Origin of the sequence: Rathayibacter sp. AY1A5, assembly GCF_002930875.1 — a bacterium.
Taxonomy (GTDB): Bacteria; Actinomycetota; Actinomycetes; order Actinomycetales; family Microbacteriaceae; genus Rathayibacter.
Genome location: NZ_PSTM01000003.1, coordinates 25,640 through 45,771 on the forward strand (window position 1 = coordinate 25,640; position 20,132 = coordinate 45,771).

Consider the following 20,132-nt stretch of genomic DNA (forward strand, 5'->3'; position numbering starts at 1 on the left):
CATCACTGGAGGAATAGTGAACATCAGACGTTACGGATTCGGGGCTCTGGCGCTCGTCGCCGCGAGCACGCTGGTCCTGGCCGGCTGCAGCAGCTCGAACGACTCGGGCGGAGGTGCATCGGGAGGCGACGCCGCCGCGATCATCTCCACGAACGGCTCCGAGCCGCAGAACCCGCTGATCCCGACGAACACCAACGAGGTGGGCGGCGGCAAGATCCTCGACGAGATCTTCGCGGGCCTGGTCTACTACGACGCCAAGGGCGCCCCCGAGAACGACGTCGCCGAGTCCATCGAGTCGGACGACGCGCAGAACTACACGATCACAATCAAGTCGGGCCTGACCTTCACGAACGGCGACCCGGTCACCTCCAGCTCGTTCATCGACGCCTGGAACTACGGCGCCAAGCTGTCGAACAACCAGCTCAGCGCGTCGTTCTTCTCGAACTTCGAGGGCTTCAGCGACACCGAGGACAGCGAGCTCACCGGCCTCAAGGCCGTGGACGACACCACCTTCACCGTCGCGCTCAAGTCCCCCCAGTCGGACTTCCCGATCAGCCTCGGCTACTCGGCGTACTACCCGCTGCCCGCCGCCGCGTTCGACGACATGGCCGCCTTCGGCGAGAACCCGATCGGCAACGGCCCGTACAAGCTCGACGGCGACGACGCGTGGCAGCACGACGTCCAGATCGAGCTCGTCAAGAACGACGAGTACACCGGCCCCCGCGAGGCCCAGAACGGCGGCCTGAAGATCGTCTTCTACGCCACCCAGGACGCCTCGTACGCCGACCTCCTCGGCGGCAACGTCGACGTGATCGACCAGATCCCGGACTCCGCCTTCGGCACCTTCGAGAGCGACCTCGGCGACCGCGCCGTGAACCAGCCCTCGGCCGTGTTCCAGTCCTTCACCATCCCGGGCCGTCTTCCGCACTTCGACGGCGAGGAGGGCCAGCTCCGCCGCCAGGCGATCTCGATGTCCTTCGACCGCAAGGAGATCACCGACGTGATCTTCGAGGGCACCCGCACCCCGGCCTCCGACTTCACCTCCCCGGTGATCGACGGCTACAGCGACGCCCTCTCCGGCGCCGACGTGCTCGAGTACAACCCCGACGAGGCCAAGGCGCTGTGGGCTCAGGCCGACGCGATCAGCCCCTGGGACGGCACCTTCAAGATCGCCTACAACGCCGACGGCGGCCACCAGGGCTGGGTCGACGCGGTGACCAACTCGATCAAGAACACGCTGGGCATCGACGCCGAGGGCGACGCGTACCCGACCTTCGCCGAGGCGCGCACCAAGATCGTCGACCGCTCGATCGAGACCGCGTTCCGGACCGGATGGCAGGCCGACTACCCGAGCCTCTACAACTTCCTCGGACCGCTCTACGTGACCGGCGCCTCGTCCAACGACGGCGACTACTCGAACCCCGAGTTCGACACCCTGCTCCAGCAGGGCCTGTCGGACGCCGACGCCGACGCTGCGAACACGACGTTCCAGCAGGCCCAGGAGATCCTCCTGAAGGACCTCCCGTCGCTGCCCCTGTGGTACGCGAACGTGACCGGCGGCTACGGCGAGGGCGTGTCGAACGTCGAGTTCGGCTGGAACTCGGTGCCGCTCTACTACGAGATCACCAAGAACTAAGCTCGAACCACTGGGGCGCTTCGCCCGTGCCGTCGGCCACCAGGTCACGGCACGGGCGGAGCGCCCTGTTTCGGTCACAATCGAATGAGGTCCCCATCCATGCGACTCCGGAACCGGCTGGGCTGACATGCTCGCCTACATCGTCCGACGCATCCTGCAAGCCGTCCCCGTGCTCATCGGCACCACGTTCCTCATCTACTTCATGGTCTTCTCCATGCCGGGGAACCCGCTTCTGTCGCTCTTCGGCGACAAGACGCCGAGCCCCGCACTCCTCGCCCGCCTCGAGGAGCAGTACCACCTGAACGAGCCCTTCTTCGTCCAGTACCTGTACTACCTGGGAGGCGTCGTCCGCGGCGACTTCGGCATCTCGTTCTCCGGCCAGTCCGTCAACGAGATCCTCGCCCGCACCTTCCCGGTCACCCTGACGCTCGCCATGATGGCGATCGTCATCGAGATCGTCGTCGCGCTGACCATCGGTCTCATCAGCGGTCTGCGCAAGGGCAGCTTCTTCGACGCGAGCGCGCTGGTCGTCAGCCTCCTGCTCGTGTCGGTGCCGATCTTCGTGCTCTGCTTCATCGCGCAGTCCTTCTTCGCGATCCAGCTGGGATGGTTCCCTCCGACCGTCGGAGCCGACGCGTCGTTCCAGAGGCTGCTGCTGCCCGCGATCGTGCTCGCCCTCTTCGTGGTCGCCTCGGCCATCCGCCTCACGCGCGGCTCGGTCATCGAGACGGCCGGCTCGGACTTCGTCCGCACCGCGTACAGCAAGGGGCTCTCGCGACGCCGCGTCATCCCCGTGCACGTCCTGCGCAACTCGCTCATCCCGGTCACGACGCAGTTCGGAGCCGACTTCGGCCTCCTGATCGTCGGCGCGACCGTGACCGAGGGCATCTTCAACGTTCCCGGAGTCGGGAACACGCTCTATCAGGCGATCATCCGAGGTGAGCGGCCGACCGTCGTCTCCTTCGTCACGGTCATGGTGCTGTTCTACCTCGTGGTGAACATCCTCGTCGACCTGCTCTACGCCGTACTCGACCCGAGGATCCGCTATGCCAAATGAGTCCACCGGCGGCGCGCAGAAGGCCCGCCGCATCGACCACTTCGTGGCCCCGCTCGAGGAGACGCCGATCGCGTCGGTCGACGCCGTCAGCCTCGACGAGAAGCCCAGCAACCTCTGGACCGACGCGTGGCGCGACCTGCGCAAGCGGCCCATGTTCTGGATCTCGGGCGTCCTGATCCTCGTCATCATCGCCGTCGCGCTGTTCCCGGGCCTGTTCACCTCGGTGGACCCCCGCCAGTGCGCGCTCTCGTTCAGCAACCAGGGCCCCGGCGACGGCAGCCTGCTCGGCTACACCAAGCAGGGGTGCGACGTCTTCTCGCGGATCATCCACGGCACGTCCACGTCGCTGACCGTCGGCCTCATCGTGATCGTGATCACGACGGTCTCCGGCGTCATCGGCGGCGCTCTGGCCGGCTTCTTCGGCGGCTGGGTCGACACCGTGATCATGCGCCTCGGCGACATCTTCTTCTCGATCCCCTACATCCTCGCCGCGGTCGTCATCATGTCCGTCTTCTCGGCCTACCGGAACGTGTTCGTCATCGCCCTGGCGATCGGCGCGTTCGCCTGGCCGACGACGGCGCGCGTCCTGCGCTCCGAGGTCCTCCGCGTGAAGCAGGCCGACTTCGTCGGCGCCGCCACCGCGACCGGCCTCTCCCGCATGGCGATCCTGTTCCGGCACGTGCTGCCGAACTCGATCGCTCCCGTCATCGTCGTCACGACGATCTCGCTCGGCGCGGCCATCACCGCGGAGGCGACGCTGTCGTTCCTCGGCGTCGGCCTTCCCGGCTCGGTCATGTCGTGGGGCAACGACATCAGCCAGGCCCAGCGCGATCTGCGCACCAACCCGCAGACGCTGATCTACCCGTCGATCGCCCTGACGGTCACGGTGCTGAGCTTCATCCTCCTCGGCGAATCGCTCCGCGACGCGCTCGACCCGAAGGCGAGGGCCCTCCGATGACCGCCACGACACCGAACGCACCGCACGGGCCGCTGCTCGAGGTCACCGACCTCGAGGTCGGCTTCCAGACCGGCAGCGGACTGGTCCCCGCCCTCCGCGGCGTGAGCCTCACGATCGAGCACGGCCAGACCGTCGCGATCGTGGGGGAGTCGGGCTCCGGCAAGTCGACGACCGCCGCCGCGATCATCGGCCTGCTCCCCGGCACCGGCCAGGTCACCGCCGGCTCCGTGCTGTTCGACGGCAAGGACCTCGCGAAGGCGACGAGGACCGAGCTCGAGGACATCCGCGGCCGCCGGATCGGCTACGTCCCGCAGGACCCGATGTCGAACCTGAACCCCGTGTGGTCGGTCGGCTTCCAGGTCGAGGAGACCATCAAGGCCAACGGCCTCGCGACCGGTCGCAAGGAGGTGCGCGCCAAGGCGATCGAGGTCCTGCAGAACGCGGGCCTCGCCGACGCGGAGAAGCGCCTCAAGCAGTTCCCGCACCAGTTCTCGGGCGGCATGCGCCAGCGCGTGCTGATCGGCATCGGCCTGGCCGCGGCTCCCCAGCTGCTGATCGCCGACGAGCCCACCTCGGCGCTCGACGTCACGGTCCAGCGCCGGATCCTCGACCACCTCGAGACGCTGACGAAGACCGACGGCACCGCGCTGCTCTTCATCACGCACGACCTGGGCCTCGCCGCCGAGCGCGCCGAGAAGCTCATCGTCATGTACAAGGGCCGCATCGTCGAGTCCGGCGCCTCGGTGGAGGTGCTGCAGAACCCGCAGCACCCCTACACGCAGCGCCTGATCGCGGCGGCGCCCAGCCTCGCGTCGCGCCGCATCCAGTCGACGGCCGGCCGGGCCGTGGAGTCGGTCTCCGGCGAGTCGGAGGCCGTGCGCGAGGTCGACCTGGTCGGCGCGGGCGCCGCGCACCACGCCGGCGCGGTCGCCTCGGGCGCCCCGATGATCGAGGTCGACGGCCTCACGAAGGTCTTCAAGATCCGCCGCGGCGGCCTGAAGGCCGAGGACTTCACCGCCGTCGACAACGTGTCGTTCTCGATCCCGAAGGGCACCACCACGGCGCTCGTGGGCGAGTCCGGATCGGGCAAGTCGACGATCGCCCGCCTGGTGCTGGGCCTCGAGACGGCGACGTCCGGAGCGATCTCGATCGCCGGTCGCCGGACCGAGAAGCTCAAGGGCCGCGACATGCTGGCGCTCCGGCGCTCCATGCAGCCGGTGTTCCAGGACCCGTACGGCTCGCTCGACCCGCTGCACAACATCGGCAACACCATCTCGGAGCCGCTGCGAGTGCACAAGGTCGGCGACCGGACGTCGCAGCGCGAGCGCGTCCTCGAGCTGCTCGACCAGGTGTCCCTCCCGCGCGTGATCGCGAGCCGGTACCCGAACGAGCTCTCCGGCGGCCAGCGCCAGCGCGTGGCGATCGCCCGCGCGCTCGCGCTGAAGCCGGAGATCGTGGTGCTCGACGAGGCCGTGTCGGCTCTGGACGTCCTCGTCCAGGCGCAGATCCTCCGCCTCCTCGCCGACCTGCAGGCCGAGCTCGGGCTGACCTACCTGTTCATCACGCACGACCTGGCGGTGGTCCGCGTGATCGCCGACGACGTCTGCGTGATGCAGAAGGGCAGGATCGTCGAGCACGCCCCGACGGACACCGTGTTCGACTCGCCGCAGCAGGAGTACACCCGCGAGTTGCTCGACGCCATCCCCGGCGCCGGCATCGAGTTCGCGGTCTGACCGACCGTCACCTGGGCCCCGGCCCCGCCTGGAGCGCTCCTCGGAGCCCTCCGGAGCGGGGATCCGGGGCCCTTCGCCGTGCGGACGCCTCGCTGCGGTACGATGGATGGTCCCCCTTTTGCACGAGAACACGAGACGAGTCCGTATCCATGGCAAGTGCCACCCGCTCCGACCTGCGCAACGTCGCGATCGTCGCCCACGTCGACCATGGCAAGACCACGCTGGTCGACGCCATGCTCAAGCAGACGAACTCCTTCGACGCGCACGCCCACGTGGACGAGCGCGCGATGGACTCCAACGAGCTCGAGCGCGAGAAGGGCATCACGATCCTCGCGAAGAACACCGCTGTCTCGTACAGCGGCAAGCACGCGAGCGACGGTCCCATCACCATCAACGTCATCGACACCCCGGGCCACGCCGACTTCGGCGGCGAGGTCGAGCGCGGCCTGTCGATGGTCGACGGCGTCTGCCTCCTCGTCGACGCGTCCGAGGGCCCGCTGCCCCAGACCCGCTTCGTGCTGCGCAAGGCGCTCGAGGCGAAGCTCCCCGTCATCCTCCTGGTCAACAAGACCGACCGCCCCGACGCGCGCATCGACGAGGTCGTCGCCGAGAGCCAGGACCTGCTCCTCGGCCTCGCCTCCGACATGGCCGACGACGTGCCGGACCTCGACCTCGACGCGATCCTCGACGTCCCCGTGGTCTACGCCTCCGGCAAGGCCGGCCGCGCCTCGGCGAACAAGCCCGAGGACGGCACGCTGCCGGACGCCGAGGACCTGGAGCCGCTGTTCGAGGCGATCCTCAAGCACATCCCCGCGCCGACCTACGACGACGACGCGCCCCTCCAGGCCCACGTCACCAACCTCGACGCGTCGCCGTTCCTCGGCCGCCTCGCCCTCCTCCGCGTCTTCAACGGCACGATCAAGAAGGGGCAGACGGTCGCCTGGGTCCACCACGACGGCACCCACACCAACGCGCGCATCACCGAGCTGCTGATCACCAAGGCGCTCGACCGCTACCCGGCCGAGTCCGCGGGCCCCGGCGACATCGTCGCGATCGCGGGCTTCCCCGAGATCACCATCGGCGAGACCATCGCCGACCCCGAGGACATCCGCCCGCTGCCGGCCATCACGGTCGACGACCCGGCGATCTCGATGACGATCGGCACCAACACCTCGCCGCTCGTCGGCAAGGTGAAGGGCCACAAGCTCACGGCGCGCATGGTCAAGGACCGCCTCGACCGCGAGCTCATCGGAAACGTGTCGCTCAAGATCGTCGACATCGGACGCCCCGACTCGTGGGAGGTCCAGGGCCGCGGCGAGCTCGCGCTGGCCATCCTCGTCGAGCAGATGCGCCGCGAGGGCTACGAGCTGACCGTCGGCAAGCCCCAGGTGGTCACCCGCCAGGTCGACGGCAAGACGCACGAGCCCTTCGAGCACCTCACGATCGACGCCCCGGAGGAGTACCTCGGTGCGATCACGCAGCTCCTCGCCGCCCGCAAGGGCCGCATGGACGGCATGTCGAACCACGGCACCGGCTGGGTCCGCATGGAGTTCATCGTTCCGTCGCGCGGCCTGATCGGCTTCCGCACCGAGTTCCTCACCACCACGCGCGGCACCGGCATCGCGAACGCGATCCTGCACGGCTACGAGCCGTGGGCCGGCGCGATCGTCACCCGCAACAACGGGTCGATCGTCGCGGACCGCAACGGCGTCGTGACCCCGTTCGCCATCATCGCGCTCCAGGAGCGGATGACCTTCTTCGTGAACCCCACCGAGGAGGTCTACGAGGGCATGGTGATCGGCGAGAACTCGCGCAACGACGACATGGACGTGAACATCACCAAGGAGAAGAAGCTGACCAACATGCGTCAGTCCACCTCCGACACCTTCGAGTCGATGACGCCGTCGCGTCAGCTGACGCTCGAGGAGTGCCTCGAGTTCGCCCGCGAGGACGAGTGCGTCGAGGTCACCCCCGAGGTCGTCCGCATCCGCAAGGTGGAGCTCGATGCGAACGCCCGCGCGCGCATGACGAGCCGCCTCAAGAAGCAGGGCTGAGCCCCGGGCGCCTCGGCGCCCGCCCACGACGAGACCGGCCGGAGCGATGCTCCGGCCGGTCTCGTCGTCTCCGCCCCGGTGCTGCAGCGTGCAGCGCCGATCCCGTCCCTCGCGGTCCGGATCAGCCCGCCGGACTCGGAGAGGGAGAGGGGGTCGAGGACTCCGCCTCGAGCGTCGAGGTGACGAAGGAGACGAACGCCGCCGCGTCGTCCGGCTTCCCCGTGTACTGCTCGCCGTTCACCAGCACGGTGGGCGTCGACTCGAGCTTCGGCAGCGAGGAGTTCGCGAGGGGGAGCGAGGTGGCCCGCTCGGTCGCGGCCTTCACCCAGGGCCGGAACTCGCCCCCGGTCATGCAGGCGAGGACGTCGTCGTCGGTGACGCCCGCTCCGGTCACCAGCGCCCGCAGAGCGTCGTCGTCGAGGCCCGTCGTCCCCTCCGCCGGCTGCTGCGCGAAGAGCGCCGCGTTCACGGCGAGGAAGCGGTCCGGATCCTCGTCGGCGACGCACGCGGCGGCGTTCGCGGCCCGGCTGGAGTACTCGGAGCCGGCCGAGGAGGAGTCGAGGATCGCCACCGGGTGGATCTCGAGCGTGATCGCCCCCTTCGTCAGCCACGACTGCAGCTGCTCGGCGTTCGCCTTCTCGAACTGCCCGCAGTACGGGCAGAGGTAGTCGACGTAGAGGTCGACGGCGACGACTCCGCCCGCACGCGTGGCGCTCTCATCGGTCGGGACGGGGGATGCTCCCGGAGCGATCGCCGCGCTCGTCGTCGCCGTCACGGCCGAGCCGTCGCCCGCGAGGACGATGCCGTCGCTGAGCATGTTCGCCGGGCCGGCGCTCGCGACCTCCTGCTGCGACCAGACGTTCCAGCAGACCAGGGCCACGACCGCGAGGAGCCCGACGACCGCTCCGCCCTGCCCGAGCAGCCGGTTCCGGCGCCGCCGGCGCCTCTCGGCTTCGCGGCGCTCCCGCGCCTGCGCTCGGGCGAGCTCCTGGCGCTCGCGCTTGGTCAGGCCGCTTCTCGCACTGTTCCCGGACATCGCCGACGACGCTACGGGCGGAGGCTTCGGCGCGCCGTGGAGTGAGCCCGCCGGATCCTGGGACGGAGTGCGGGTCCTCTCAGGGATCAGGCGAAGAGGCCGGAGCCGAGGAAGTCGGTCTCGTCGCGAGCACCGGGCGGCACCGCGAACACGGCCGAGCCGACGTGCTTCACGTACTCGTTCAGCGCGTCCGTCGCGAGGTTCCGCTGCACGGTGACGAACTGCTCCGGGGAGCGCTGGAACGAGAGGAAGAACAGCCCCGCGTTCAGGCGTCCGAGCTCGTCGTTGCCGTCGACGAAGTTGTAGCCGCGGCGCAGGAGCCGCACTCCGTTGTTCACGCTCGGATGCGCGAGGCGCACGTGCGACTCCTGATCGATCAGCGGGGCACCGGTGGCGCCGGCCGCTGCGAAGTCCGGCTCGGTGGACTCCGTGCCGCCCGAGAGCGGGGCTCCGGACCCCTTGCTGCGGCCGATGACCCGCTCCTGCTCGCCCAGCTGGCTGCGGTCCCACGTCTCGATGATCATCCGGATCTTCCGCGCGACCAGGTAGCTGCCGCCGACCATCCACGCGGGGCCGTCGGAGGAGGGGACCCAGACGTGCTCCTGGACGGCGTCGGCCTCCTCGGACTTCACGTTCGCCGTGCCGTCCTTGAAGCCGAACAGGTTGCGCGGAGTCGCCTGGGCGGTGGACGTCGAGGAGGTGCGGCCGAAGCCGAGCTGCGACCAGCGGAGCGAGGCCCGGCCGAACGCGATCCGGCTCAGGTTGCGGATGGCGTGCACGGCGACCTGCGGATCGTCGGCGCAGGCCTGGATGCAGAGGTCGCCGCCGCCGGCCGACGGGACGAGCGCGTCGCCGCGGAAGCGGGGCAGGGCCTGCAGCTGCGGAGGCCGGCGGTCGGCGAGGCCGAAGCGGTCGGCGCCGGACTCGTCCGTGAAGAGGGTGGGTCCGAAGCCGACCGTGACGGTGAGGGACGCGGCGTCGAGCCCGAGCGCCTCTCCGGTGTCCTCCGGGGGAGCCGTGTCCGGCCCGTCCACCGCGCCGTTCTCGCCGACCTCGAGGCCCTGGGTCATCCGGGAGGCGGCGAGCGTCCAGTCCTTCAGGAGCTCGACGAGGTCCTCGCGCGTGGTGCCCGCGGCGAGGTCGAACGCGGCGAAGTGCAGCCGGTCCTGCGCGGCGGTGGTGATGCCCGCCTGGTTCGCGCCGAAGAACGGCACGGTGCGCGGGGCGGAGGAGGCTGTCGCGCTCGCGGACGATGTGACGGCCACCGTGCCGCCCACTCCGGCGGCCAGCCCGGCCGTCCCCGCCGAGACGAGGCCGAGCAGCCCGCGCCGCGAGAGGCGGCGGGGTTCGTCGGCGGGCTGCTCGGACTCCGTCGGCCGGGCTCCCTCGTGCTGCTCGGCGTCCACTATGCGGTCGGCTCCTCGACGCCCAGCACCGTGTGGGTCAGCTGCGAGAGCGGCTCGGAGAGAGCGTTGACCGCGTCCGAGAGCTCCTTCTTCTGCTCCGCGGTGAGAGTGGAGTACGCGGCGAAGCCGGAGTCGATCGAGCCGTACTGCGCGAGCAGAGCGTCGAGCTCGGAGAACCGCTGCGTGATCCGTCCGGTGAGGTCGGCGCCCTCGTCGCCGCTGGCGGTCGCGATCGGCTCGACGTTGCCGAACGCCACCTCCGCGCCCTGGACGTTCGCGGCGAAGTCGGTGAGGTCAGTGCTCGACCACCAGTCCTCCTCGCCCGTGATCTTGCCGGCCGCGACCTCGTCGAGCAGGCCGATGGCGCCGTTCGAGATGTCGCCCACCGAGACGGTGAAGCCGGACGCGTTCACGAGGTCGGCCAGGCTCTGCACGTCGTCGACGAGGCCCTGGCCGAACTGGGCGCGCTGCTCGGGGGTGGAGGGCGCCCAGTCGAGGAGCGCGCTCGTGCCGTCGGAGTTGAGGGCACCCTCCGCGGGGGCCCACAGGTCCTTCTCGATGCGGTGGAAGCCGGTCCAGTCCAGGCCCTCGGCGACGGCGTCGACCTCGCGGTAGTCGATGCGCGGGTCGAGGTCGCCGAACGCCTCCGCGGTCGGCTCGATCCGTTCGTAGAAGACGCGGGTCGACGCGAAGAGGCCGCGCGCCTTCTCGTCGTCGCCTGCCTCGTAGGCCTGCGCGAACTCGGCGACCGCGGGGAGCAGCTCGCCCACCTGCGACTTCACGTACGCCACGTAGTTGGTGACCGCCGCCTCCGTCGCCGCCTTCTCGTCCGCCGACTGCGCGGTGGCCTCACCGGTCACGGTGAACTCGCTCAGCCCGACCGGGGCGCCGACCTGCTGGAACTTGCAGGCGGTGTAGTAGGTGCCCGGCTCGAGCTGAGCGACGTAGGAGACGCTCTGACCCGGGGTCACGTTCTCCTTCTCGCCCACGATCCGCAGCTTGTCCTCGGCCAGGATCTCGAACTCGTTGACGTCCGAGCCGCCGTTGGTCAGTGAGAACGTCACCGCTCCCGCCTCGGCGGTCGCCGTCGACACCTCGCAGGCGTCGTCCCTGATCGCGACGTCGAGCGCGGCGGAGGAGGAGGACGCGGGGGTGTTCGGCACGCAGCCCGTGAGGATCAGCGCCAGGGCGCCGGCTCCGGCGAGGCCGAGGGTGACGCGGGGGAGGGTGGGACGAGCGCGCGAGGACATGCTTCTCCTGGATCGGGGCGAGTGCGCCGGCGGTGCCGGAGCGGGTCAGACGGAGGTGGGAGCGGGAGCGGCGACCGGGGCCGCGCTGCCCCGTCGCGGGCCGCGCAGGCGGACCTGGCGGACGAACAGGGCACCGACGACGACGAGGTAGAGCAGCCAGGCGGCGAACTGCAGAGCGGTCGGCTCGGGCGTGTAGTTGAAGAGGCCGCCGACCACCGCGGTCACGGGCGGCGGGAGGATCGGGCCGAGCGAGAACAGCGGGGTGCCCCAGCCGGGCAGGAGCGACGCCTCCTGCAGGTCGCCGACGCCGTAGGAGAGGACGCCGGCCGCGACGAGGATGAGGAAGCCGCCCGTCCAGGTGAAGAAGCGCCCGAGGTCGATCCGGACGAAGCCCCGGAAGATCAGGTACGCGATGACGACCGAGCTGAGGATGCCCAGCAGCGCGCCGACCGTGCCGACCCACGCGCTGGATCCCGACCCCGCACTGCTCGAGGACACGCTCGCCCAGACGAAGAGCGCCGTCTCGATGCCCTCGCGGCCGACGCTGATGAAGCCGAGGACCACGATGCCGAGGGCCGAACCCGCGACGGCGCCGTCGAGCCGGGACTCGAGGTCGCCCTTGAGGCTGCGGGCGTTCGCGCCCATCCAGAAGATCATCCAGGTGACCAGGCCGACCGCGAGGATCGAGAGGCCGCCGCCGATGAGCTCCTGAGCCTGGAACGACAGGGTCGAGGGGCCCCAGGTGAGGATCGCACCGGTGACGAGCGAGATCGCGATCGCGGCGGCGATGCCGGTCCAGAGCCGCGGCAGCACGTCGCGCCGGCCGAGCTTGGTCAGGTAGGCCACGAGGATGCCGACCACGAGGCCGGCTTCGAGGCCTTCGCGGAGGCCGATGAGGTAGTTTGCGAGCACGCGTGTTCTCTTGGTCGATGGTGGACGAGGAGGGGGCGACTCCCGCCCCGAGTCGATCCGGTCGGCGGGGCTCCGTTGTTCGGTAAGCCTTGCCTAACCCGGGTCGACTGTAGTCCGCTGCCCGGTCGCTGTCCAGAAGCGCCCGCAGCGGAGGCCGCGCAGGACGAGAGGCGGAGAGTGGACGCGGGCCGGGACGCAGCAGCGGAGCGGGTGGTGGCGGTGCACGCCCACCCCGACGACGAGACGATCACCATGGGCGGGACCCTGGCGCGGCTGGTGGCGCAGGGCGCCTCCGTCACCGTCGTCACCGCCACGCGGGGCGAGTGCGGCGAGGTCATCCCCGAGGACCTCGCTCCGCTCGAGGGCTCGGCCGAGCTGGCCGCGCACCGGACGACCGAGCTCGTCGTCGCCCTGACGGCCCTCGGCGTCGCCGACCACCGCTTCCTCGGCGAGGCCGGCGCCCGCGCACCCGGCCTCGCTCCGCGCGTCTACCGGGACTCCGGCATGCAGTGGGGGCCCGGCCGCGTCCCGGTGCCGCTCGAGCCGGTGCATCCCGCGTCCTTCACCGCCGCGCCCGAGGACGAGGAGGTGGCGGATCTCGTCGCCGTCCTCCGGCAGGTCGACGCGGGCGTCGTGCTGTCCTACGACGCGGGCGGCGGCTACGGCCACCCGGACCACGTCCGCACCGCCCGGGTCGCCGAGCGCGCCGCCGAGCTGCTGGGCCTGCGCTTCCTCGCCGTCCTCCCCGACGCGGCCCCGCCCCTCCCCGGGGACGTCGTGATCGAGCTGTCCGCCGAGGACCACGCCCGCAAGCGCGCGGCCCTCGAGGCGCACGCGACGCAGCTGGTGGTCGAGGGCGACGAGGCCCGGCTCTCGAGCGGTCCGCCGTTCCCCATCGGCCGCATCGAGCGCTTCCGCCCGGTCGCGCAGGCGGGGCGTCCGGCGCCGCTGCCGGAGGAGCGTCCGACGCTGGGATCGCGGGTGCTGTCGGGCGTCGCCGGAGTCCTGGTCGGCGCGGTGGTCGGAGCGATCACGACCGTCGCCCATCAGAGCACCGTGTCGGTCGGCGGTGTCGTCCTCCCGGTCGGCCTCGCCGCCTCCCTCGCCGGCGTGCTGCTGCTCCTGCTCGGGCTGCGCCTCGTGCTCATCGACCGGTTCGTCGCATTCTGCACCGCGATGGGCCTGCTCGGGATGATCGGGCTGCTCGCCCTGCGCAGCACGGGCGGATCCGTCCTCGTCCCGGCGAACGGCCTCGGCGTGGCCTGGACCTTCCTCCCCGCCCTCATCGCCCTCGTCGTGATCGCCTGGCCGCGGCTGCGGGCGGCCGCTCCCGCCGCCGCCCCGCGGCCGGCGGACGCCGACGCCCCGTCGGCCCCCGTACGATAGAGACACTGTTCGAAGGGACCTGGAGCACCGTGACCTACGTGATCGCACTTCCGTGCGTCGATGTCAAAGACCGCGCCTGCATCGACGAGTGCCCGGTCGACTGCATCTACGAAGGCGAGCGCTCGCTCTACATCCACCCGGACGAGTGCGTCGACTGCGGTGCCTGCGAGCCGGTCTGCCCCGTCGAGGCGATCTACTACGAGGACGACCTCCCCGAGGAGTGGTCCGACTACTACAAGGCCAACGTCGAGTTCTTCGACGAGATCGGCTCCCCGGGCGGAGCCGCCAAGGTCGGCGTGATCGCGAAGGACCACCCGGTCATCGCGGCGCTGCCTCCGCAGAGCCACTGAGGCCGCTCCCATGGCCCTCGGCGCGCTGCCCGACTACCCCTGGGACCTGATGGCGCCCTTCGCCCGCACGGCGGCGGAGCACCCCGGCGGGATCGTCGACCTGTCGATCGGCTCGCCGGTGGACCCGACGCCTGCCCCGATCCGCGACGCGCTCGCCCGCGCGACGGACTCGCACGCGTACCCCACGACCGTGGGCACCCCCGCTCTGCGCGAGGCGATCGCCGCCTGGTACGCGCGGCGGCGCGGAGTCGAGGGCCTCGGGATCGACGAGGTCCTGCCGACGATCGGCTCTAAGGAGCTCGTCGCCTGGCTGCCCTTCCTCCTCGGACTCGGGGAGGGGGACGTGGTCGTGCATCCGCGCGCCGCCTACCCGACGTACGCGATGGGCGCGGCGATCGCCGGCGCCGAGGCGCTCGCCTCCGACGACCCCGCCGAGTGGCCTGTGACGACCCGCCTGGTCTGGCTCAACTCTCCCGGCAACCCCGATGGCGCCGTGCTCGACGTGCCCGCCCTGCAGCGCGCCGTCGCGCGTGCCCGTGAGCTGGGCGCTGTGATCGCGGGGGACGAGTGCTACGCCGAGCTCGGCTGGGACGGCCGCTGGGCCGACGAGCCGATCCCGAGCGTCCTCGACCCGCGCGTGGCGGGGGAGGACCGCACCGGGGTCCTCGGCGTCTACTCGCTGAGCAAGCAGTCGAACCTCGCCGGCTACCGCGCCGCCTTCGTCGCCGGGGACGCGGACCTGATCGCGCGCCTGGTGACCGTCCGCAAGCACGCGGGCATGATCGTGCCCGGTCCGCTGCAGGAGGCGATGATCGTCGCCCTCGCCGACGACGAGCACGTCGCCGCGCAGAAGGAGCGCTACCGCTCCCGCCGCGACCGCCTCCGGCCCGCCCTCGAGTCCGCGGGCTTCCGGATCGACCGCAGCGAGGCCGGCCTCTACCTGTGGGCGACCGAGGGCCGCCCGGCCTGGGAGTCCGTCGACCGGCTCGCCCGCCTCGGCGTCCTCGCGGGCCCCGGCGTCTTCTACGGGGAGGGCTTCCCCGAGCACGTGCGCCTCTCGCTGACGGCCTCCGACGAGCGGATCGACGCGGCCGTCGAGCGCCTGTCCGGCGGCCTCTGAGGCGCTCGACCCGGCCGATCCTGGCGGGTTCCGACAAGGCCCCGGCCCCAGCGCTGGGCGATGTCACAGTGCCCCCGCTTTGCCCATAGGCTGTATGTGGTTCGGTCGACGGCGCCTCGCGAGGCCCCGGCTGCACCACGATCCAGACCCGGCGCCGCCCGCTCCGCGCGAGCGCTTCCGGGGTGCGACCGCGACGACCTGGGAGGCGTTGTGACCGAATCCGGCACGCAGAGCGACGGAACCGCGACGGTGGGCTCCACGGAGCCCGCGACCGGGAGCGCCACGACGCCGCCTCCCGCGCCGGCGGAGCAGGAGCTCCCCGAGAAGGTCACGCTCACCTTCGGCGACCGCACCGCGGACTTCCCGGTCCTGCGCAGCGTCGACGGCTCCTCGAGCATCGACTTCTCGACCCTGTCGAAGCAGACCGGCTTCATGTCGCTCGACTACGGCTTCGTGAACACGGCGGCGACCAAGTCGCAGATCACCTACATCGACGGCGACCAGGGGATCCTCCGCTACCGCGGCTACCCGATCGAGGAGGTGGCCACCAACGCGACCTACCTCGAGGTGGCCTGGCTCCTCATCTACGGCGAGCTGCCGACGGCCGACGAGCTCGCGGGCTTCGACGAGCGCATCCGCCGCCACACGCTCCTCCACGAGGACCTCAAGCGCTTCTTCGACGCGCTCCCGCACAGCGCGCACCCCATGTCGGTGCTCTCGGCCGGAGTCTCGGCCCTGTCGACGTACTACGAGGACAGCTCCAACCCGAAGGATCCGGAGGCGGTGGAGCTCACCACGATCCGCCTCCTGGCGAAGCTGCCCGTGATGGCGGCGTACGCCCACAAGAAGGCGATCGGCCAGGCGTTCCTCTACCCGGACAACTCGCTGAGCTTCGTCGACAACTTCCTCCGCCTCAACTTCGGAACGATGGCCGAGCAGTACCAGGTCGACCCGGTGCTCTCGAAGGCGCTCGACCGCCTCCTGATCCTCCACGAGGACCACGAGCAGAACGCGTCGACGTCGACCGTCCGCCTCGTCGGCTCCACCGAGGCGAACCTCTACGCCTCCGTCTCGGCCGGCATCAACGCCCTGTTCGGCCCTCTGCACGGCGGAGCGAACGAGGCGGTGCTCACCATGCTCGGCCGGATCCGCGAGTCGGGCGAGAGCGTGTCGACGTTCGTCGAGCGGGTGAAGAACAAGGAGGAGGGCGTGCGCCTGATGGGCTTCGGCCACCGGGTGTACAAGAACTACGACCCGCGCGCGAAGCTGGTCAAGGAGAGCGCCTCCGAGGTCCTGCAGGCCCTCGGCGTGAAGGACCCGCTGCTCGACATCGCGATGGAGCTCGAGGCCCTCGCTCTCGAGGACGACTACTTCAAGGAGCGGCGCCTCTACCCGAACGTCGACTTCTACACGGGCGTCATCTACAAGGCGATGGGCTTCCCTACCCGGATGTTCACCGTGCTCTTCGCGATCGGCCGCCTGCCCGGCTGGATCGCCCACTGGCGTGAGATGAACACCGACAAGCAGACCAAGATCGGCCGCCCGCAGCAGCTCTACATGGGCTCGCCCGAGCGCCACTGGCCGAACGACCGCTGACCGGTCCCCGAGAGCCCGTCCCCGCCGGGGGCGGGCTCTCGCCGTGCGGCGCACCCGCCTCTCGTCAGCCGTCCGAGGCTCGAACCGCTTCTTCGAGGCGGGACGCAGAGCGGCGTGGTCGCCGCGGACTCGATCAGCACGGGTCGTCCCGGGGTGCCGCCTGCGGGGCCCGGCGGCGCCGGACGCTCGCCCTCAGGCGTGCAGAGCGGCGTTCAGCTCGATGCCGGCGCCGGTGCGGGGGAGGACCTCGACGGCCCCGGTGAGGGAGTTGCGGCGGAAGAGCAGGTTCGGCACGCCCGAGAGCTGCACGGCCTTCACGGTCTGCGGGGCGCCGTCGGCGCGCGGCGCTCCGCCGACCACGACGACCTTGGTGCCGGCGGTCACGTAGAGGCCGGCCTCGACGACGGTGTCGTCGCCGAGGGAGATGCCGATGCCCGAGTTCGCACCCAGCAGCGCCCGCGCGCCGATCGAGACGCGCTGCACTCCTCCGCCCGAGAGGGTGCCCATGATGGAGGCGCCGCCGCCGATGTCCGAGCCGTCGCCGACCACGACGCCCTGCGAGATGCGCCCCTCGACCATCGAGCTGCCGAGGGTCCCGGCGTTGAAGTTGACGAAGCCCTCGTGCATCACCGTCGTGCCGGGTGCCAGGTGCGCGCCGAGGCGGACGCGCGAGGTGTCTGCGATGCGCACCTTCGCGGGGGTGACGTAGTCGGTCAGCCGCGGGAACTTGTCGATGCCGGTGGCCTGGATGCCGTGGCGCCGGAGCGAGGGGCGCAGGCGGGTGAACGACTCCGGCGAGACCGGACCGGCGTTCGTCCACACCACGTTCGGCAGGTGGGCGAAGACGCCGTCGAGGTTCACCTCGTTCGGGCGGACCAGGAGGTGCGAGAGCAGGTGCAGCCGCAGGTAGGCGTCGGACGTGGAGGCGGGCGGCGCCTGCACGTCGATCTGCAGCGTGACCACGTCGATGCGGACCTCGCGGCGCGGATCCTCGCCGGCCTGCTCCTCGAACTCCGCCGGCACGATCCAGGGGTCGCGGCCGGCCGGGATGGTGCCGAGGCGCGGCTCCGGGAACCAGGTGTCGAGGACGGTGCCGTCGGCGGCCACGGTGGCGAGCCCGTATCCCCAGGCGGAGGCGGGCGCGGAGGAGTCTGCGGAGTGCTCGAGGGTCATGCCGATCAGGGTAGCGCGGAGCGTCCGGCCGCTACCCTGGGGCGCATGGCCGATCCGACCACCGCCCCTCCGCTCGATCTGCGCACCGATCCGGTCGCCCTGACGCGGATCCTCTGCGACATCCCGTCCGTCTCGGGCGACGAGCTCGAGATCGCGGACGCGGTGCAGTGGGCGCTCGAGCAGTACGACCACCTCGAGGTCATCCGCGACGGCCACACCGTCGTGGCGCGGACGAACCTCGGCCTCGCCCAGCGCGTCGTGATCGCCGGGCACCTCGACACGGTGCCGGTCAACGGCAACCTGCCCGTCGTCGCCGAGACGATCGACGGCGTCGAGCACCTGGTCGGCCGCGGGACCGTCGACATGAAGGCCGGAGTGGCGGTGCAGCTCGTCCTCGCCGCCGAGCTCTCCGATCCGGCCGTCGACATCACCTGGATGTGGTACGACAACGAGGAGGTCGCAGCGGACCTCAACGGCCTCGGCCGTCTCTCCCGGCACCGCCCCGACCTCTTCTCCGCCGACTTCGCCGTGCTCGGCGAGCCGACGAGCGGAGCAGTGGAGGGCGGCTGCAACGGGACGCTCCGGGTCGACGTGGTCACCCGCGGCGTCCGCGCCCACTCCGCCCGCAGCTGGGTCGGCGAGAACGCGATCCACGCGGCCGCGCCGATCCTCGACCGCCTCGCCGCCTACGTACCGCGCGAGGTCGAGGTCGAGGGGCTCGTGTACCGCGAGGGCGTCAACGCCGTGCGCGTCACCGGCGGGGTCGCGGGCAACGTGATCCCGGACCTCTGCACGGTGCAGGTCAACTACCGCTTCGCCCCCGACCGGTCCGGGGAGGAGGCGCTCGCCCACCTCGAGGAGCTCTTCGAGGGGTTCGAGGTGACGGTGGACGATCTGGCCGAGGGCGCCCGCCCGGGGCTGGACGCACCTCTGGCCCAGGCCTTCCTCTCCGCCGTCGGAGCCGAGGCGAAGCCCAAGTACGGCTGGACCGACGTCGCGCGGTTCTCCGCCATGGGCATCCCGGCTGTCAACTACGGACCGGGCGACCCGCTCCGGGCCCACGCCGACGACGAGCGCGTGGCGGTGCACGAGATCACCGAGTGCACCGAGGGCCTCCGCCGCTGGCTGACCGCGTCCTCGTGAGCGCGAGCGCCACGGCCGTCCCCGTCCGCCTCCGCCTGCGCCTGGTCCCGTGGTGGGCGCGGGTCCTCCTGGTGTACATCGCGACCCGCGTGGTCACGACGGTGATCCTGCTGCAGTTCGCCGCGCACCAGCTCGCGAACCCGTGGACCGGACCCTCCCCGTCCTACTCGGCCTTCGCGTCGATGTGGGACGGCCGCTGGTACGAGATCATCGCGGCCACCGGGTACCCCGGCTTCCTGCCGATCACGCAGGACGGCCACGTGGGGGAGAACGCCTGGGCCTTCATGCCGCTCTACCCGGGCGTCGTGAAGGCGCTGATGGCGCTCACCGGCCTCACCTGGGCTCCGGCCGCCGTGACCGTCTCCGTCCTGTGCGGAGCCGGAGCCTGCCTCGTCCTGTACCGCCTCTTCCGGCACTCCCTCGGCGAGTCGCAGTCGCTGACGGCGGTGCTGCTGTTCTGCGTGGCGCCGACCTCGCCGCTGATGCAGCTCGCCTACGCGGAGTCGATGGCGATGCTGCTGACCGCGGTCACGCTCCTCCTCCTGGTGCGGCGGCGCTGGCTCGCGGTCGTGCCCGTCGTGCTGCTGCTGGGCCTGACGCGGCCGAGCGGGCTCGCCTTCGCCGCCGCGCTCGGCCTGTACGTCGTCTACCGGTTCGTCCGGCGCCGCACGGAGCCGTTCCCGCGGTCGGAGTGGCTGCCGGCCGTGGGCCTGACGGCGTGGGGGCTCGTGGTCGGCTTCCTCTGGCCCGCCGTGGCGTGGGCCGTCACCGGGTCGATGACCGCGTACACCGACACCGAGCTGGCGTGGCGTGCGGTCTACATCGGCTACCAGGAGCTGCTCCCGCTGACCCCGTGGTTCCAGGGCGGCGCCTGGTGGGGCTCGTGGTGGTTCGGTGCTCCGGCCGTCGGCGTCGTGCTGGTGGTGCTCCTGCTGGCGGCGTTCGTCGGGATCCTCGCCGCACCGTGGACACGGCGGCTCGATCTCTTCAGCCGGGCCTGGGTCGCCGGGTACGGCGTCTACCTGCTGGCGTTCTTCTTCCCGCAGTCGAGCACCTTCCGGCTGCTGGGCCCGATGTTCCCGCTCGTCGGAGTGCTGGCGGTGCCGCGCTCGCCGGTCTTCCGCGTCGCGCTGGTCCTGCTCGGGATCGGCGGCCAGATCGTCTGGATCTCGATCTGCTGGGCCGTCGCCGGATCGGACTGGACTCCGCCGTGATCGTGCCGCGCGCCCGCCCGGCGCGGTGCTCCTCCGGGGACTCCCGACTCCCGCACGGGTATGCTCGTCGGAATGTCTCCCCTCACGCCAGCCGGTGAGCCGCGACAC

Annotated in this window: 16 protein-coding genes; 11 read left to right on the forward strand and 5 right to left on the reverse strand. The window is 71.1% G+C overall.

Translation table 11 applies throughout. The features are described from left to right. Positions 1 to 16: 16 nt before the first annotated feature. From C5B98_RS02545 to typA, 5 genes are all read left to right on the forward strand, one after another. Positions 17 to 1,636: an ABC transporter substrate-binding protein gene (locus C5B98_RS02545; RefSeq protein WP_104315220.1), complete on the forward strand. Its 1,620-nt coding sequence runs from the start codon at positions 17 to 19 to the stop codon at positions 1,634 to 1,636. A 127-nt stretch (positions 1,637 to 1,763) separates the two neighbouring features. Further along, on the forward strand, positions 1,764 to 2,693 hold the full coding sequence (locus C5B98_RS02550) for an ABC transporter permease (RefSeq protein WP_104222975.1): 930 nt from the start codon (positions 1,764 to 1,766) through the stop codon (positions 2,691 to 2,693). Next, positions 2,683 to 3,651 carry an ABC transporter permease gene (locus C5B98_RS02555; RefSeq protein ID WP_104222976.1) on the forward strand — a complete coding sequence of 323 codons (969 nt, stop codon included), beginning with the start codon at positions 2,683 to 2,685 and terminating at the stop codon, positions 3,649 to 3,651. The genes C5B98_RS02550 and C5B98_RS02555 overlap by 11 nt, the downstream gene beginning before the upstream one ends. Further along, positions 3,648 to 5,384: an ABC transporter ATP-binding protein gene (locus C5B98_RS02560; protein WP_104260189.1), complete on the forward strand. Its 1,737-nt coding sequence runs from the start codon at positions 3,648 to 3,650 to the stop codon at positions 5,382 to 5,384. The genes C5B98_RS02555 and C5B98_RS02560 overlap by 4 nt, the downstream gene beginning before the upstream one ends. Before the next feature lie 149 nt (positions 5,385 to 5,533). Further along, the gene (typA, locus tag C5B98_RS02565) at positions 5,534 to 7,438 is read left to right on the forward strand and encodes a translational GTPase TypA (RefSeq protein ID WP_104222978.1); all 1,905 of its coding nucleotides are present in this window, start codon (positions 5,534 to 5,536) and stop codon (positions 7,436 to 7,438) included. Positions 7,439 to 7,559: 121 nt separating this feature from the next. On the opposite strand, the gene C5B98_RS02570 is transcribed toward typA, so the two are convergent. The 4 genes from C5B98_RS02570 to efeU all read right to left on the reverse strand — a co-directional run bounded on the left by C5B98_RS02570 (position 7,560) and on the right by efeU (position 12,042). Continuing rightward, positions 7,560 to 8,474 carry a thioredoxin domain-containing protein gene (locus tag C5B98_RS02570; protein WP_104222979.1) on the reverse strand — a complete coding sequence of 305 codons (915 nt, stop codon included), beginning with the start codon at positions 8,472 to 8,474 and terminating at the stop codon, positions 7,560 to 7,562. Between the two features lie 86 nt (positions 8,475 to 8,560). Next, the gene (efeB, locus tag C5B98_RS02575; protein WP_104225546.1) at positions 8,561 to 9,880 is read right to left on the reverse strand and encodes an iron uptake transporter deferrochelatase/peroxidase subunit; all 1,320 of its coding nucleotides are present in this window, start codon (positions 9,878 to 9,880) and stop codon (positions 8,561 to 8,563) included. Beyond that, on the reverse strand, positions 9,880 to 11,130 hold the full coding sequence (gene efeO, locus C5B98_RS02580; RefSeq protein WP_104249553.1) for an iron uptake system protein EfeO: 1,251 nt from the start codon (positions 11,128 to 11,130) through the stop codon (positions 9,880 to 9,882). Before efeO ends, efeB begins: the two co-directional genes overlap by 1 nt. Before the next feature lie 45 nt (positions 11,131 to 11,175). Beyond that, on the reverse strand, positions 11,176 to 12,042 hold the full coding sequence (efeU, locus tag C5B98_RS02585) for an iron uptake transporter permease EfeU (RefSeq protein ID WP_104232741.1): 867 nt from the start codon (positions 12,040 to 12,042) through the stop codon (positions 11,176 to 11,178). A 177-nt stretch (positions 12,043 to 12,219) separates the two neighbouring features. Here efeU and C5B98_RS02590 point away from each other — a divergent pair, with 177 nt between their 5' ends. The 4 genes from C5B98_RS02590 to C5B98_RS02605 all read left to right on the forward strand — a co-directional run bounded on the left by C5B98_RS02590 (position 12,220) and on the right by C5B98_RS02605 (position 16,494). Next, on the forward strand, positions 12,220 to 13,428 hold the full coding sequence (locus C5B98_RS02590; RefSeq protein ID WP_146076874.1) for a PIG-L family deacetylase: 1,209 nt from the start codon (positions 12,220 to 12,222) through the stop codon (positions 13,426 to 13,428). A gap of 29 nt (positions 13,429 to 13,457) precedes the next feature. Beyond that, positions 13,458 to 13,778: a ferredoxin gene (gene fdxA / locus C5B98_RS02595; protein WP_104222984.1), complete on the forward strand. Its 321-nt coding sequence runs from the start codon at positions 13,458 to 13,460 to the stop codon at positions 13,776 to 13,778. 10 nt (positions 13,779 to 13,788) lie between these two features. Continuing rightward, positions 13,789 to 14,898 carry a succinyldiaminopimelate transaminase gene (gene dapC / locus C5B98_RS02600; protein ID WP_104327261.1) on the forward strand — a complete coding sequence of 370 codons (1,110 nt, stop codon included), beginning with the start codon at positions 13,789 to 13,791 and terminating at the stop codon, positions 14,896 to 14,898. A gap of 210 nt (positions 14,899 to 15,108) precedes the next feature. After that, entirely contained in the window at positions 15,109 to 16,494 is a 1,386-nt protein-coding gene (locus C5B98_RS02605; RefSeq protein ID WP_258062828.1) for a citrate synthase, read from the forward strand. Positions 16,495 to 16,686: 192 nt separating this feature from the next. Here the strand turns inward: C5B98_RS02605 and dapD are convergent, their stop codons facing one another. Next, positions 16,687 to 17,667: a 2,3,4,5-tetrahydropyridine-2,6-dicarboxylate N-succinyltransferase gene (gene dapD, locus C5B98_RS02610; RefSeq protein WP_104232738.1), complete on the reverse strand. Its 981-nt coding sequence runs from the start codon at positions 17,665 to 17,667 to the stop codon at positions 16,687 to 16,689. Positions 17,668 to 17,712: 45 nt separating this feature from the next. Here dapD and dapE point away from each other — a divergent pair, with 45 nt between their 5' ends. Together dapE and C5B98_RS02620 are read left to right on the forward strand one after the other, a co-directional pair. Then, complete coding sequence (gene dapE, locus C5B98_RS02615; RefSeq protein WP_104249555.1) at positions 17,713 to 18,810, forward strand: succinyl-diaminopimelate desuccinylase; 1,098 nt, start codon at positions 17,713 to 17,715, stop codon at positions 18,808 to 18,810. Continuing rightward, complete coding sequence (locus tag C5B98_RS02620) at positions 18,807 to 20,024, forward strand: hypothetical protein (RefSeq protein ID WP_258063422.1); 1,218 nt, start codon at positions 18,807 to 18,809, stop codon at positions 20,022 to 20,024. Before dapE ends, C5B98_RS02620 begins: the two co-directional genes overlap by 4 nt. Positions 20,025 to 20,132 lie beyond the last annotated feature (108 nt).

Excerpts from the sequence above, each read along its gene's own strand:
- C5B98_RS02550 (WP_104222975.1), top strand. The coding sequence starts at position 1,764 with ATGCTCGCCTACATCGTCCGACGCATCCTGCAAGCCGTCCCCGTGCTC.
- C5B98_RS02555 (WP_104222976.1), top strand. The coding sequence starts at position 2,683 with ATGCCAAATGAGTCCACCGGCGGCGCGCAGAAGGCCCGCCGCATCGAC.
- C5B98_RS02560 (WP_104260189.1), top strand. The coding sequence starts at position 3,648 with ATGACCGCCACGACACCGAACGCACCGCACGGGCCGCTGCTCGAGGTC.
- typA (WP_104222978.1), top strand. The coding sequence starts at position 5,534 with ATGGCAAGTGCCACCCGCTCCGACCTGCGCAACGTCGCGATCGTCGCC.
- C5B98_RS02570 (WP_104222979.1), bottom strand. The coding sequence starts at position 8,474 with ATGTCCGGGAACAGTGCGAGAAGCGGCCTGACCAAGCGCGAGCGCCAG.
- efeO (WP_104249553.1), bottom strand. The coding sequence starts at position 11,130 with ATGTCCTCGCGCGCTCGTCCCACCCTCCCCCGCGTCACCCTCGGCCTC.
- dapC (WP_104327261.1), top strand. The coding sequence starts at position 13,789 with ATGGCCCTCGGCGCGCTGCCCGACTACCCCTGGGACCTGATGGCGCCC.
- dapD (WP_104232738.1), bottom strand. The coding sequence starts at position 17,667 with ATGACCCTCGAGCACTCCGCAGACTCCTCCGCGCCCGCCTCCGCCTGG.
- dapE (WP_104249555.1), top strand. The coding sequence starts at position 17,713 with ATGGCCGATCCGACCACCGCCCCTCCGCTCGATCTGCGCACCGATCCG.